The organism is Mesorhizobium sp. C120A (assembly GCF_030323105.1).
GTDB lineage: Bacteria > Pseudomonadota > Alphaproteobacteria > Rhizobiales > Rhizobiaceae > Mesorhizobium.
In genome coordinates, this window is sequence record NZ_CP100476.1 from 4,044,981 (window position 1) to 4,058,751 (window position 13,771).

At 63.0% G+C, this 13,771-nt stretch carries 17 protein-coding genes; 6 read left to right on the forward strand and 11 right to left on the reverse strand.

Translation table 11 applies throughout. The features are described 5' to 3' along the window. Nucleotide 1 precedes the first annotated feature (1 nt). Both NL532_RS19625 and NL532_RS19630 read right to left on the reverse strand, forming a co-directional pair. The gene (locus NL532_RS19625; RefSeq protein ID WP_245270394.1) at nt 2-538 is read right to left on the reverse strand and encodes a hypothetical protein; all 537 of its coding nucleotides are present in this window, start codon (nt 536-538) and stop codon (nt 2-4) included. 12 nt (nt 539-550) lie between these two features. After that, nucleotides 551-1,522, reverse strand: a complete 972-nt coding sequence (locus tag NL532_RS19630) for a DUF3592 domain-containing protein (protein ID WP_023829933.1) — start codon at nt 1,520-1,522, stop codon at nt 551-553. A gap of 163 nt (nt 1,523-1,685) precedes the next feature. Here NL532_RS19630 and NL532_RS19635 point away from each other — a divergent pair, with 163 nt between their 5' ends. Next, on the forward strand, nt 1,686-2,627 hold the full coding sequence (locus NL532_RS19635; protein WP_023684926.1) for a phosphoribosylaminoimidazolesuccinocarboxamide synthase: 942 nt from the start codon (nt 1,686-1,688) through the stop codon (nt 2,625-2,627). Between the two features lie 20 nt (nt 2,628-2,647). On the opposite strand, the gene NL532_RS19640 is transcribed toward NL532_RS19635, so the two are convergent. The 3 genes from NL532_RS19640 to NL532_RS19650 are packed head-to-tail and all read right to left on the reverse strand — an operon-like array spanning nt 2,648 to nt 4,339. Next, on the reverse strand, nt 2,648-3,532 hold the full coding sequence (locus NL532_RS19640) for a DMT family transporter (protein WP_023829934.1): 885 nt from the start codon (nt 3,530-3,532) through the stop codon (nt 2,648-2,650). Continuing rightward, nucleotides 3,529-4,137 carry a class I SAM-dependent DNA methyltransferase gene (locus NL532_RS19645; protein WP_023694158.1) on the reverse strand — a complete coding sequence of 203 codons (609 nt, stop codon included), beginning with the start codon at nt 4,135-4,137 and terminating at the stop codon, nt 3,529-3,531. The genes NL532_RS19640 and NL532_RS19645 overlap by 4 nt, the downstream gene beginning before the upstream one ends. A gap of 28 nt (nt 4,138-4,165) precedes the next feature. Then, nucleotides 4,166-4,339: a hypothetical protein gene (locus NL532_RS19650; protein WP_196813891.1), complete on the reverse strand. Its 174-nt coding sequence runs from the start codon at nt 4,337-4,339 to the stop codon at nt 4,166-4,168. A 104-nt stretch (nt 4,340-4,443) separates the two neighbouring features. Here NL532_RS19650 and NL532_RS19655 point away from each other — a divergent pair, with 104 nt between their 5' ends. After that, a complete protein-coding gene (locus tag NL532_RS19655) occupies nt 4,444-5,370 on the forward strand; it encodes a LysR family transcriptional regulator (protein ID WP_023731194.1) in 927 nt (308 codons plus the stop codon). Nucleotides 5,371-5,391: 21 nt separating this feature from the next. On the opposite strand, the gene NL532_RS19660 is transcribed toward NL532_RS19655, so the two are convergent. After that, complete coding sequence (locus tag NL532_RS19660) at nt 5,392-5,898, reverse strand: DUF2314 domain-containing protein (RefSeq protein ID WP_023700830.1); 507 nt, start codon at nt 5,896-5,898, stop codon at nt 5,392-5,394. Between NL532_RS19660 and NL532_RS19665 the strand changes: the two genes are divergently transcribed. Continuing rightward, entirely contained in the window at nt 5,897-6,049 is a 153-nt protein-coding gene (locus tag NL532_RS19665; protein ID WP_155923882.1) for a hypothetical protein, read from the forward strand. The two genes, NL532_RS19660 and NL532_RS19665, sit on opposite strands and share 2 nt — an antisense overlap. Before the next feature lie 3 nt (nt 6,050-6,052). On the opposite strand, the gene NL532_RS19670 is transcribed toward NL532_RS19665, so the two are convergent. The 5 genes from NL532_RS19670 to NL532_RS32225 all read right to left on the reverse strand — a co-directional run bounded on the left by NL532_RS19670 (nt 6,053) and on the right by NL532_RS32225 (nt 9,612). After that, nucleotides 6,053-7,117, reverse strand: coding sequence for a glycoside hydrolase family 25 protein (locus NL532_RS19670; RefSeq protein ID WP_023825095.1), 1,065 nt, complete (start codon nt 7,115-7,117; stop codon nt 6,053-6,055). A gap of 281 nt (nt 7,118-7,398) precedes the next feature. Beyond that, nucleotides 7,399-7,590 carry a hypothetical protein gene (locus NL532_RS19675; protein ID WP_023669058.1) on the reverse strand — a complete coding sequence of 64 codons (192 nt, stop codon included), beginning with the start codon at nt 7,588-7,590 and terminating at the stop codon, nt 7,399-7,401. A gap of 116 nt (nt 7,591-7,706) precedes the next feature. Further along, on the reverse strand, nt 7,707-8,105 hold the full coding sequence (locus tag NL532_RS19680) for a GFA family protein (protein WP_023684918.1): 399 nt from the start codon (nt 8,103-8,105) through the stop codon (nt 7,707-7,709). Nucleotides 8,106-8,291: 186 nt separating this feature from the next. Beyond that, nucleotides 8,292-9,248 (reverse strand): alpha/beta fold hydrolase, encoded by a 957-nt coding sequence (locus NL532_RS19685; protein WP_023829935.1) that lies wholly within the window; start codon nt 9,246-9,248, stop codon nt 8,292-8,294. Nucleotides 9,249-9,363: 115 nt separating this feature from the next. After that, a complete protein-coding gene (locus NL532_RS32225; protein WP_023669061.1) occupies nt 9,364-9,612 on the reverse strand; it encodes a ParB N-terminal domain-containing protein in 249 nt (82 codons plus the stop codon). A 169-nt stretch (nt 9,613-9,781) separates the two neighbouring features. Between NL532_RS32225 and NL532_RS19695 the strand changes: the two genes are divergently transcribed. From NL532_RS19695 to kce, 3 genes are read left to right on the forward strand one after another with little or no spacing between them, the layout of a single operon-like run. Then, on the forward strand, nt 9,782-11,419 hold the full coding sequence (locus NL532_RS19695; RefSeq protein WP_023690162.1) for a N,N-dimethylformamidase beta subunit family domain-containing protein: 1,638 nt from the start codon (nt 9,782-9,784) through the stop codon (nt 11,417-11,419). A gap of 1 nt (nt 11,420) precedes the next feature. Next, the gene (locus tag NL532_RS19700; RefSeq protein WP_023829936.1) at nt 11,421-12,794 is read left to right on the forward strand and encodes an aminotransferase family protein; all 1,374 of its coding nucleotides are present in this window, start codon (nt 11,421-11,423) and stop codon (nt 12,792-12,794) included. Between the two features lie 10 nt (nt 12,795-12,804). Next, nucleotides 12,805-13,734 (forward strand): 3,5-dioxohexanoate:acetyl-CoA acetone transferase, encoded by a 930-nt coding sequence (gene kce / locus NL532_RS19705; RefSeq protein WP_023711469.1) that lies wholly within the window; start codon nt 12,805-12,807, stop codon nt 13,732-13,734. The last annotated feature ends 37 nt before the right edge of the window (nt 13,735-13,771 follow it).

Below are 13,771 nucleotides of genomic sequence, written 5' to 3' on the forward strand. Positions count from 1 at the left end.
GCTATTCATCGCTGCATCCTGTCAATGTGAAGGCGTCCCACGCCGAGCCGTCCGGATTGGCATTGGCGAAATCGGCAAATTCGGTGAAGCCCGCGCCGAAATCGGGCAGCAACAGCCCTTTCGGCGCCGGTGTCGCTTCGCGCGAATTCAGCTGCTCGGCGCCGCCTCCGGTCAAGGCATAGACCTGGCCCATCCATATCCGGCACATGCCGCTGCCGTCCTCCAGCCCCGCTTCGCGGTCGTCGTCGGTGCAGGCGTGGCGGATGGTGCCGAGCGGAAACGAATTTTTGCCATTGGTCCAGGTGATGTCGGCCGGCAAGCGCGTGTCGGTGTTGGGCACGGTCACCGAAAACACTTCGGCCGTCAGTGCCGCCGGCTCATTGTTCAGCGGCCGGAATTGCATCACCGCGCCCGAACGCGGCTCGCGGTAGGTGGCATGGCTGAGCAGACATTCTTTTGCGCTCGCTGCCTGCACGGCGCCGAGCAGAGCCAGGCAAACGACGGCCAGCCTGCGGACGATCATTGGATGTCTCGTCATGAAAGTGGCGCCTCAGATAAAACCGACCAGCCACGCCGCGCCGCCCAGAAACGCGGCCGAACAGACCCACAGCAGCCAAAGCCCGCGCACCCTGCATTCGAGCACTGCCGAGGCGGGGTTGGCTGGGTCGTAATGCACGTCGACCTTGCCGCCCTCGGCATAGCTGCGCGCCTGGCCGCTGACGAGGCCGGGCATTGAAGCGGTGACCGTGGCGCCGAAGGTGACGCGGTCTGAGGTGTAGTGCTGGCCTGCGACGCCGTAGCTGTACACGATGCGGGATTTGAAGACGGTGCTCCAGCGTCGATGGCTGCTGTAGTTTCGCAGCGTCTGCAGGCCCGAGGAGTCAATGCGGCCGGGGGCGACCGGCCATTTAGACGCCTGCTCGGCAAGCGACTTCTGGACGAAGGCCATGCGCAGGATCATCAGGCCCATGAACAGCAGCAGCGCTCCGGCGCCGAGGTTCTGCGGCTTGGGCAGGTGCGGCCGGATCGCCTCCAGCACGCCACCGAGCGAAAACACCAGCACCACCGTGCCGATCACCAGCCCGGCCGAGAGCTTGACCATGAACTTGAAGGCGCCGTCCGGCAGGGTGCGTTCGATCACGGCCTTGCCCGGATCGGCCGGATTGTAGAAGACGGTCACTTCAGCGCCGGTGGGAAACTGCGCCAGGGTTTCGGTGACTTCGAAATTCCCCAGATTCTCCTTCACGCTGTAGCGCGAGCTTTGAAATTTCTTTTTACCGACCTTGTATTCGAAGGTGATCGCCGGAAAATTGCGCATCTCGGTGGTGTCGCTGCTGTCCGAGCCGACGCCCGACCTTCTGACTTCACGCGCCTCGACGCGCGACGAGATGATCTTGCCCGGCGCCGGCAGCCAGTGGCTCATCGCCTGCACCTCGCGCCATTTGACGAAGGTGATGAACGACAGACCGCCCGCGATCGCGCAGGCAAATCCGACAATCAGAAATTTGAGCTCTACGTCCACCGCGTCCCCCAGGAGTGCCGGAAGCTGCAAATAGATAGCACGGCGAAGGCAATGTCTTGATTATTCGCAAAGGACGAACCGCCCTTCCTCGGGTATCGAAGCCCCGCCAACTTTGTTAAGAGTCGCCCAAACTGTTAGGAGCCATGAGACCAGGATGACAGCACTGCGCGTTCTCTCGGATGCCTTCATTCCGGAACTCCCGAACCACTACAAAGGCAAGGTCCGCGAGAATTACGATCTGCCGGATGGCCGCCGCATCATCATCGCCACCGACCGGCTGAGCGCCTTCGATGTGATCCTGACCGCTGTCCCGCTCAAGGGCGAACTGCTGACCCAGACGGCGCGCTACTGGTTCGAGGAAACGGCGGACATCTGCCCCAACCATGTGCTCGATTATCCCGACCCCAATGTCGTCGTCGGCACCAGGCTCGACATTCTGCCGGTGGAAATCGTTGTTCGCGACTACCTCGCCGGCACCACCAGCACTTCGGTGCTGACGAAATACAAGAACGGCGAACGCGATATGTACGGCATCCGCCTGCCGGACGGACTGCGCGACAATGAGAAGCTGCCGCAGGCCATCATCACGCCGACCAGCAAGGCGCTCGATGGCGGCCATGACGAGCCCTTGACGCGTGACGAGATCCTGACGCGCGGCCTGTTGTCGGAAGAGCAATGGGACACCGTCTCGCGCTATGCGCTGGCGCTGTTTGCGCGCGGCAAAGCGTTGGCCGCCAAGCGCGGCCTGATCCTGGTCGACACCAAATACGAGTTCGGCACGGACAAGGATGGCGCCATCGTCCTTGCCGATGAAATCCATACGCCCGATAGCAGCCGCTACTGGCTTGCGGCAAGCTATGAGGAGCGCTTCAAGGCAGGCGAGCGGCCGCAAAGCTTCGACAAGGACTTTATTCGCGCCTGGGTAACCGCACGCTGCGATCCCTACAAGGACCGTATTCCGAAAATCCCCGCCGAACTCATCGAGCAGACGTCGCGTGTCTATACGCAGGCCTTTGAGACCATCACCGGCAAGACCTTCACCGCCGATATCTCGGGAAAGACGGTGCTGGACCGCATTCGCGAGAACCTGCGCCCTTATTTCTGACGGCGGCTGGCGGCCGCCGGTCAACTTGCCGAGGTCGCGGACACGGACGGTTCTGGCGGAGCGCGCCACGTGCCGAGATATGATCCGCACAGGATGAGCGCGAAAGCCGCTACAATGCCGATATCGAGCGGCTCTGAAAGGACGAGCACGCCGGCTGCCACGGAGACGGCGGGCGCCACATAGGTTATGACGACCGCCCGTTCGGGGCCGATCTCCCGCACCAGCAGGAAGTAGGTGGCGAAGGCAATCGCCGTGCAAAACACGCCAAGACCGAGGATTGCGCCAACCACCATTGTCGACGGCATGGCCGCCGGCCAGGCCAACGCCGCCGGCACGGCGTAGATCAGCGCGGCCCCTGCCAGACAGACTGCCGTCAGCGAGGTTGCCGGCAAATCGTTGAGCCAGCGCGACGCGATGATCGAACCCGAGGCATAGCAGGCCGCGGCCATGAGAATCTCGACGACCGCGAGAAATCCGCCACCCAAGGTCGGCAGCGCCAGCACGAAGACACCGGCAAAACCGAGGAAAAGGCCGGTCCAGCGGCGTATCCCCAGCCGCTCATCCGAACCCATCAGCTTTGAGATCGCGACGGTTACGGCCGGCGTCATGGCAATCAGCAGTCCCGCGGTGGAACTGTCGATGCTGACTTCGCCATGGGTGATCAGCCCCCATGGCAGGATCATCTCGACCAGACAGAATGCGGCGACCGCCGGCCAATGTGTCTTCAGCCATCCGAAACTGCGCTGGACAAGGACGAAGGGCAGCAGCGCGAGCGCGCCGACGGCTGTTCGGGCAAAGACCAGGAAGGGCACCGACACCTCGGCAACCGCCAGCTTGATCAACAAATAGGGAATGCCCCACAGGAGGCTGAGCAGCACGAACAAAAACAGTCCGCGGCGCGTCATGACGGCCTCACAGCCAGAAAGGTGGTCCACTCTTCGCGATCGCGGCCGACGTTGAATTCGTCTCCGACAAGGACCAGCCCGGCGTTTTCGAGGCGGGCCGCGAAGTCGTCCCTGCGCCAGTAGACCGTATGATATTCGCCGCTCTTCTCGCCGTCGCCAATGCGCATCGAGACGAGGAAGGCGCCGCCCGGCCGCAGCGACCCGGCAATCTTGGCAAGCACCTGGTCGGCCTGCTCGCGCGGCACGTGGATCAGGACGCACAATGCGAGCACCGCGTCGTAGGGGCCGCCGAGATCGTCGGTGATGAGATCGAGAAACTCACCATGCTTGCCGCGTGCGGCCTGCAACTCGAGAAACCGCTTCGTTGCGTCTGTGCGCCGAACCTGGACACCGAGCCCTTCGACGAAGTCCGCATCGTATCCGGGTCCCGAACCGACTTCAAGAATCCGGCCACCTTTGCCGGCGATCTTCACCAGGCGCTTCAGCCATTTCTGTTCTCTTTGGTTCGGAACGTGCCGCACCAGAGCGTCGTAGCGTTCGGCATAGTCCTCATAGGCGTTGATCGTTTGTCGGCTCTTCGCCAGATCCTCGGATAACACAGTCATCTTTCCCTCCCCTGGTCAAAGAGCTTGCTTAGCCAATGGTGCCGGGAGGCACGCGTCCGTCAAGCATGCCGATATCCCTGAGGAAATGATCCGACAGCGAGCGGCGGTCGAGCAGGCCGTGCTTGCGAGGTCTGAACGGCGCGGTGAAGAGGTCGAGCATCGGCCGGCGAAGCGTGTTGTAGAGAGCGATGGTGGTGGTCATTGCCGTATCCTCCAGGGTTTGATCCGATGAATGCAGCATGCCGTTTTCCGGGCTTGGTTTCCAATCGAACGTCGCGTAGTATGCATCAGCAGGATTGATGCGTCATGAGCTGGGAACTGCCACCATTAGGAGCCATCAGGGTCTTTGAAGCCGCGGCCCGGCTGGGCAGTTTCACCAAGGCAGCCGAAGAACTCGGCATGACCCAATCAGCTGCCAGCTATCAGATAAAGGTGCTGGAAGAACGTGCCGGAACGCCGCTTTTCGTAAGAAAAACAAGGCAGATCGCGCTGACCGAGGCCGGACAGCAGCTGGCGCCGCACGCAACAGGCGCGTTCTCGACCCTGGCCGACGCATGGGTCGCCACCAAGGGTGGAGCGACCGGCGTGCTGTCGGTGACGACGATGGAAACCTTCGCATCGAACTGGCTGGCCGTATGGCTTGGAACATTCCAGCTGATGCATCCCGACCTTGCCGTGAAGGTGAATACATCGCACGGGCTGGTCGATTTCACGCGCGGCGACATGGATGTCGGCATTCGCACCGGCAGTGGAAATTGGCCGGGACTGACGGCTCACTATCTGTTCAAGGCGGACTATACGCCGATGCTCAGCCCGAGACTCGCCGAAAGCGTCGGCGGCATCCACCGCCCCGAGGATCTCTACCAACTGCCGCTATGCTGTGCCGACGATCCCTGGTGGGAAATCTGGTTCAAGGCTGCCGGCGTGCCGTTCGAGCCCGATCGCGTCATCGCTGGCCCGAAACTGGGTACGCAGGCCTATGATGCGATGGCGGCGCTAACCGACAAGGGCGCCGCGATCCTGACCAAAAACCTTTACAGCGCCCTGTTGGAAAAGGGCCAGTTGATACAGCCATTCGGCGTGCTTGGATCGGACGGCGACGGCTATTGGCTGGTGCATCTGGAGAGCCGCCGCAACGCGCCCAAAATCAAGGTGTTTCGCGACTGGGTGCTGGCGCAGACGGCAGAGATACGCGAACGCGAAAAGCGCGACAGCCCTCTAGGCCCGCGATAAAACTCGCCCGCGCCTCAACCCTCAGTCCTTGAAGGTCAACCCGTACTTTGCAACCTGCTCCTTCGGCATATCCGCAAGCGCCTGGCGCGTGGTGTAGCCGCCGTAGATCACCTTGCCGTTCTTGATCATCCAGTCCTCGACGTCGGCCTCGGTTACCGTCATCCTGTCGCCCATCTTGTACTTGTTGCCATTGACCGGCACGTCAGCAAGCAGGCCGATATAGGAGCCTTCGCTGTAGCCCACCAGCTGCAGCCAAATATGCTCGGTGGCGCCGTTCTGGGTCAGCGGGAATTTTACCGTGTAGGTGCCCGGCGTGCCGGCGTCCATCAGTTCGTGGAAGCGCTTGAGGGTCGAGCGGCCGCTGTCCTTGGCGGCCTGCATCGCCTTGTCCTCGGTGGAATAGGACACGACGTTCTGCTTCGACTCCGCCAGCGAAGCGCCACTTCCGCCCGGCATGTGGCCGAGCGAACTGAAAAACCCGTAGCCGACGGCGGCGGCAAGTGCGACAGCCACAACTGGATTGCGCATGGATCCCTCCGAAAACCCGATCACGGGCACGTTACCGGAAGGCTGTTGCGATACCGCTAAAGGACACAGTGAGCGGATCGTTAGCGAGACGCTGAAAATTCAACCCAAGGCGCAGCGGCAGGCAGCGCAGGCGCACCGGCACCGGGCCTGACGTTCAATCGGCGTCGGCGACGGTCGTCTGCCCGCCTGCCCATGCCCGCCAGGCGCGCTCGTCGCCATGGAAGACGTTGAGGTCGATGCGGCCGGTCACGCCGTGCGACAGGCCGGAGCCGGAGTACTGCCAGAATAGCCATTTGCGGCCGGGATAGACTTTTGAGGGATGCCGCGCCACGGCGCGCAGCCAGAACGGATAATCGAGAAACGCACCCTTGAGATTGTCGCGATAGAAATCCGGTGCGGTGTAGATGATGGGCCGCTGGCCGTAATGGCGCTCCAGCTTGTCCATGAACACCTTCATCTTTTCCAGCACGGTGGCCCGCGACGGCCGCCGCTTGCAGGAAGATTCGCCGTTCCACTCGACATCGATTACCGGTGGCAGCGCGCCTTCGACCCTCGGCACATTGCGGATGAACCAGTCGGCCTGCTCGCCCGCAGTGCGGCACCAGTAGAAGAAATGATAGGCGCCGCGCTTCAGCCCGGCGGCGTCGGCATTGCGCCAGTTCTTCATGAACATCGGGTCGAGATGGTCGCCGCCATCGGTCGCCTTGATATAGGCGAAGTTGGCGCCCTGGGTACGCAGCTTGCCCCAGTTGACATTGCCCTGCCAGCGCGAGACGTCGACGCCGTGGACGGCAAGGTAGCGTGGCGAAGCCTTGCCGAAATTGATCGGCTTGGCGTCGCGGAAACCGTAGCGGGTGACCGGCGAGGCCAGCATGGCCGGCGCCGCGCGCGTCAACCGCTTCGGCGCAGACATCAGAGCGGCGGGCTCGAGCTGTGGTCTGGTGCTCCCCTGCGGCGTGCCCGCGACGATGGCCTCTTCTTCCTCGACCATGGAAAAGGGCGGCGCATTGTCGGCCACAGCGTTGTCGGCCACCATGTCGGACCGCATCGGCGCGAGGTCGGCGGTCTCCGCCGGAGCCGCTGCGACCGGCGCGCTCGGACGCACGACCGAACTGGTCGTCTCGTTCGACGGTTGCAAGCCATCGACGCCCGCTGTGGACGAACAGCCGGCAAGCCACAGCGATGCCAACATGAAACTGACGACGGCTGAAATCCGCATCTGGACCTGTACGCAAAACACAACAGACCGAAGGCAAACAGACGCCGCCGGACAAACCGGCCTCGATTACTAACGAGAAATTACCAACAAAGTTTGAATCAAGTTGTTAGGAATTGGCCCTCTTGTCTTCTCCCCCTGTGGGAGAAGGTGGATCGGCGCGTAGCGCCGAGACGGATGAGGGGTGTTCCAGCGGAGTGAGGCGTTGGCGTTCCCTGGAACACCCCTCATCCGACCGAGCTTCGCTCGGCCACCTTCTCCCACAAGGGGAGAAGGGGAAGCCCTTACCTTCCCAGCCATTGCTGCATGCAGCTTTTCGCCACCACATGCGCCGGTGGCACGGCGTCGGCCGCCGGGCGGCGGGCACGTTCGAGCAGCAGGCGAACCTGTTCGGGGCGCACGCGGTCACGCTCCATGACGAGGAGGACCATCGGATCGCTCAAAAGCTCGTCCAGGGTGCTGATTCTGTCGCTCATCGGTCGTCTCCTCGATACCGGCCCGCAGACGATAGATAGGCAGCCAATCATGGCCCGCCAATGACGCTTTGCCGGCTATGTCGTGGTTTCGGGATTAATTTCCGGTAAGGCCGGCGTCAGTTCGGAGGCGGCGCGCCTTCATGGTGCGGCAGGCCGTCATCGAGCTGCAGCCAGGGCTGCTTCGAGGCGGTCCACATATGCATCTCCGGCTTGAACAGCGAGGGATCGTCGAGCGAGCCGGTGGTGATGCCGACGATGCCGGCGGAGTCGCGTCGGGAAAACAGCGTGGTGCCGCAAGCGGCGCAAAAGCCGCGCTTGAGGTCCGGAGAGGTGTTGACCGTCGCCACCTCTCCCTCGACGGTGACATCGTCGATGCGAAACAAAAGGCGGGCGTTGAAGGCCGCGCCGATCACCTTCTGGCAGCGCCGGCAATGGCAGACGCGCTGATTGAGCGGCGCCGCCTCGGTGCCGTAGCGCACTGCCCCGCAATGGCATCCGCCCTGGTATTTCGTCATCATTCGAACCCATCACACTGAAGGTCTCTTGATGATATCGACAGGTACCTTTCGGTCAATTGAAAAGCCCTGATGGCGCCATCGATTGCGCCGATAGGACTAATGGCTGCGCCAGGGCTTCGTGGTTTCGCAGGCACAAAAAAGCCGGCCGCCTCTTCGAGACGGCCGGCATGTATCTCAGGCAAGCTATTTCGTTTCGCTGAGGACTTCGTCCCAGGTCTTCACCTTGGTTTCGCCATTGAGGAAGGGCAGTGCCGCGGCCGTCAGCTCCGGTGCGAAGAAGACGTCGTAGTGGGTGCGATTGGGAATGATGGCCAGCCGGTTCTGCGACAGGTTCTCACGCATCCAGCCGGCATCCTTCAGCCCGCCGCCGATCATCTGGTAGAACCTGATCTCGTGCTCGGGCTTGTACATGTCGCTGTCGCCATAGGCCAGCATAACTGGCATCTTCAGCTTCGCCACATCGGTGGAATAGTCGTAATCCTTGCGCATGAAATTGCCCAGCGCGTCGAGCAGTTTGGGGAAATCGTCGGGACGTGGGGCGACGGCGACGTAGGATTTGTACATCGGCGTGTCCTTCATGAAATCGGCGGCGGCCGCGCTCACCTGCGCCTGCTGGCCGCGCATCTCGTCATAGAAGCCATTGGCGGCGAAGCCGGTCGAGACCAGGACCAGACGTCTCACCGTCTCGGGATGCTGAACGGCCATACGGAAGGCGACGCCGCCGCCCAGCGAATAGCCAAGCACGTCGACCTTGTCATAGCCGAGCGCCTTGACGATACCAGCCATGTCGTCGCCCATCCCCTCCAGGCTGAAGGGTCGCTCGCCGAGCGCGGTGCGGCCATGGCCCTGCAGGTCGACGGCAATGATGGTGCGGTTTTCCGCCAGCTTCGGCAGCAGCGGCGCGAACATGTCCGACGTGCCAAGGCCGCCATGCAGCAGAAGCAGCGGTTCTCCCTTGCCATAGACGGCATAGTAGTAATTCAGGCCGTCGATCGGCAGCAAGCCGGACTTTTCCGGCTTCGGCATGGCTGTTGCTTCGGTGGTCATGGCGGGCTTGGTCTCCTCTGCATTGGCTGGGCCGGGCGCTGCAAACAAGGCAGCGACCGAGGCAAGAATGGCGAAATAGATTCGTCTGGACATGTCGGTCTCCTCAGGTTCCCCCCAAGGACGAGCGAGCACGCCGCGTGCCGACATGCCCTGCGAAAAAATCCGCGGAAGAATGATCGGTTTGGCTGTTGTCGATCGGTCGCGCGCCTCAGTGGCGCTTGGCTTGCACCAGATAGGCGTCGATCTCGGTCTCGCCGAGCCATTTGGCGGCTTCCAGCCGGTGCAGGCCCTCGACCAGGATGTGGCGCTTGCCGTCATGGCGAACCTGGATCGGCGTCTTCATGCCGTTTTCCAGTATGTCTTCGGCCAGATGCCGGACCGTTTCGGGATGCAGCGTCTTCTTGCGCGCCGTCGGCACGTAGATTTCGTCGACCTTGACCTTCTGCACTCTCAGCATACCGGCTCCCGAGGCGGAAAATGCCGCCTCGCCTGAGATAGTCGGTTTGCCGGGTGCGGCCAAGAGCGGCCAAGCAATTGTGTCGTATGCAATTGCTGGCCCGATCGTTTCCATTTGACGCTTGGCCGGCAGATGGCCGAAATGGCGGCCTGTCACTTTTCCGGTGTTCATGACCCAACTGCCGACCGAATTTCCCGATTTCGGACTGACGCCCGAGCAGCGCCGCGAGGCAGTGCGCGGCCATTACTATGAATGGCCGGGAATGGACGGCGAGCGCGGCGAGATCTGGTGTTATTCCAACCGCTTTTCCTACCGCGCCGGCGAGACCGTGACGCTGCATGTCAGTTCGAGAGTGCCGCGCTTCAGCATTGTCATTGTCCGCGACGGCGGCAGCGAGACAAAAGTCTTCGAGCAAACGGGGCTTTCGGCGCGCTGGCAGGATACGCCCGACCAGTGCTCGGTCGAAGGCTGCGGCTGGGAGGCGTCGTTTCAATTCAGCATCGGCAAGGATTGGCCGTCCGGCGCCTACCGGCTGACGCTGACGGCGGACGGCGGCGACGGCAAGCCGATCCACTGCCACCACCTCATCATCGTCGCGCCCCTGCCCGGCAAAAAGCCCGGTCGCGTGCTGCAGGTGGCGGCGACGGGCACCTGGCTGTCCTACAACACCTGGGGCGGCTCCAACGCCTATCAGGGCATCACCGGCCCGGGCCGCGACCAATATGCGCGCATGGTGTCGACGCAGCGGCCCTGGTGCCGCGGCTTCGTGGTGCTGCCCAAGGATGCGCCGCGCGTGCCGCTGGAGGTTGCGGTGCCGCCGAAAACAGTGCCGCGCTATCCGCACATGGAATGGGCGTACGCCACCGGACATTCGAAGAAATACACCTCCTCCGGCTGGGCGAGCTATGACAGCCACTTCTTCCGCTTTGCCGAGCGGGCCGGCTATGGCGTCGATCTCGCCAGCCAGCACGATTTGCACTTCTCGCCCGAGATTCTCGACGGCTACGACTGTGTGGTCTTCGTCGGCCATGACGAGTACTGGACCTGGGAAATGCGAGACGCCGTCGACAGCTACGTCGAGCGCGGCGGTCATGCGGCGCGCTTTGCCGGCAATTTCATGTGGCAGACCAGGCTCGAGGACGAAGGCCGGCGGCAGGTCTGCTACAAATACCGGGCGCGCGCCGAAGACCCGGCCTATGGCGGCGACGTCACCCGCGCCACCAACTCCTGGGAAGCGCCTGAGATCGGTCGTCCCGGCGCAATGACGTTCGGCCTCAACGCGACGCGCGGCGTCTATGCCGGCTGGGGCGGATGCGCACCGCGCGGCATGCGCGGCTTTCCGGTCTATCGGCCCGAGCACTGGGCCTTTGCCGGCACCGGCATGTACTATGGCGACCTGCTTGGCGCCGACAGCCATGTCTATGGCTATGAGGTCGACGGGCTCGATTTCGAGATCCGCGGCGGCCTGCCCTATCCGACACCGGACAGCGGTGCGCCTGACGGGCTGCAGGTGCTGGCCGTCGGCATGGCGAGCCAGGTCGAGGAAAGCGCCGACATCCCGATCGAGGACCAGTTTCTCACCGACGAGGATGGCCGCTTTACGGCCGAAACGCTATTTGGCGAGGCGACCGACGCCAATCTGGAAAAAGTCAAACGCGGCAACGGCATGATCGTCAATTTCCCGCGCGGCAAGGGCGAGGTTTTCCACGCCGGAAGCTGCGAATGGGTGGCCGGCCTGCTCAGGCAGGATCCGATGGTCGAGCGCGTGACCAGGAATGTAATCGATCGCTACCTCGGAAAGTCCTGACATGCAGAAGCCCTCATCAACTGGTTCAGAAACGCGCGCGCCATCGCACCTGTTCTACCTCTCCAGCCTGCGCCGGCCGCTGATCGACCGCGCCGAAGGCATCTATATGTGGACGCAGGACGGCCGCCGCTTCATCGACGGATCGAGCGGGCCGATGGTCGCCAATATCGGTCACTCCAACCGCAACGTGCTCGATGCCATGAAGCGGCAGATGGACCGCGCCACCTTCGCCTACCGGCTGCATTTCGAGAACGAACCGGCGGAAGAACTGGCGCGGGAGCTCGCCGGCAAACTGCCGGAGGGCATGGACCGAATCTTCTTCGTCTCCGGCGGTTCGGAGGCGACGGAATCCTGCATCAAGCTGGCGCGGCAATGGGCGGTCGCGACCGGCCAGCCGAAGCGCTGGAAGGTTATCACGCGTTTTCCCTCCTATCATGGCGGCACGCTGGGTTCGCTTTCGATAACCGGCGACGATGCGCTGGCCGAAACGTTCACACCGATGATACGGGTGATGCCGACCGTGCCGGCGCCGACGGCATGGCGCGACCGCGACAATCTTTCGATGGAGCAGCGCGGCGTCCGCTATGCCGACATGCTGGAGGAGAAGATCCAGGCCGAGGGCCCGGACAGCGTGCTCGCCTTCATCATGGAGCCGATCGGCGGTGCGGCGACTTCGGCCCTCGTCGCACCGGACAGCTATTATCCGCGTATACGCGAGATCTGCGACCGCTACGGCATCCTGCTCATCCATGATGAAGTGATGAGCGGCGCCGGCCGCACCGGAAAATTCCTTGGCGGCGACCATTGGAACTGCAAGCCCGACATCGTCGCGCTGTCGAAGGGGCTTGGCTCCGGCTATGCGCCGCTCGGCGCGCTGGCCGCCCCGATGCGGCTGGTCGAGCCGCTGCTGGCGTCGGGCGGCTTCCAGCATGGCCACACCTATGCTGGCAATCCGCTCGCCTGCGCGGCCGGGCTCGCCGTGCTCGGCGAGATGGACCGCCTCGACCTGATCGCCAATGCCGCCGCGATGGGCGACGTGCTGATGGACGGGCTGAAAGGGCTGGCGAAGCGTTTTCCGTTCATCGCCGATGTCCGAGGCAAAGGCCTGCTCACCGGCGCCGAGATGGTTGCCGATCCCGAAACTCTACGGCCGATCGAACAGGGCAAGAAAGCCACGCAGCGCCTGCTCGACCTCGCCTACGAGCGCGGGCTGATCATCTACGGCCGCAGGGTCAAGGGCGGTGTAGACGGCGACAATTTCATGGTGGCGCCGCCGATGATCGTCACGGCTGAAGAGGTCGGCGAGATCATTTCCATCATCGGCGATTCGCTGGAAGTTCTGGCCGCCGAACTCGACCTGCCGGTCGAAGGCTGAGGGCTAAAGAATGGCGCCGAGGAAAGTCATCATCACCTGCGCGGTCACTGGCTCGGTGCACACCCCGTCCATGTCGCCCTATCTGCCGGTGACGCCGGACCAGATCGCGACCGACGCCATCGCGGCGGCCGAGGCTGGCGCCTCAATCCTGCATCTCCACGCCCGCGATCCCAAAGACGGCCGGCCGACCGCCGATCCTGAGGTGTTCATGCAGTTCCTGCCGCGCATCAAGCAAGCGACCGATGCGGTGATCAACATCACCACCGGCGGTTCGTCGCTGATGACGCTTGACCAGCGGCTGGCGGCACCACTGCGGGCCGAGCCGGAAATGTGCTCGCTCAACATGGGCTCGATGAATTTCGCGCTGTTCCCGATGCTCGACAAGCCAAGGGAGTGGCAGCACGAGTGGGAACCAAAGCTGCTCGAAGCCACGCGCGACACCATCTTCAAGAACACCTTTGCCGATATGGAAGGCGTGCTCGAAAAGCTCGGCAAGGGCTGCGGCACGCGCTTTGAGTTCGAATGCTACGATGTCGGCCATCTCTATTCGCTGGCGCATTTTCGCGACCGCGGGCTGGTGTCGGGGCCGCTGTTCATCCAGTTCGTGCTCGGCATTCTCGGCGGCATCGGCGCCGATCCCGACAATCTCATCCATATGAAGCGCATCGCCGACAAGCTGTTCGGCGACAGCTACCAGTTCTCGGTGCTCGCCGCCGGCCGCCATCAGATGCCCCTGATCTCGATCGCGGCGGCGATGGGCGGCAATGTCCGCGTCGGGCTGGAGGACAGTCTCTACGATGGACGGCAATTGGCGAAATCCAATGCCGATCAGGTGCGCAGGATACGCGCCATTCTCGACGGGTTGTCGCTGGAAGTCGCAACGCCGACCGAGGCGCGCGAGATGCTGGCGCTGAAGGGTGGCGATAGGGTGGCGTTTTGAGATGATTGATCTGCGATGATGGCGTTCTGGCACACCC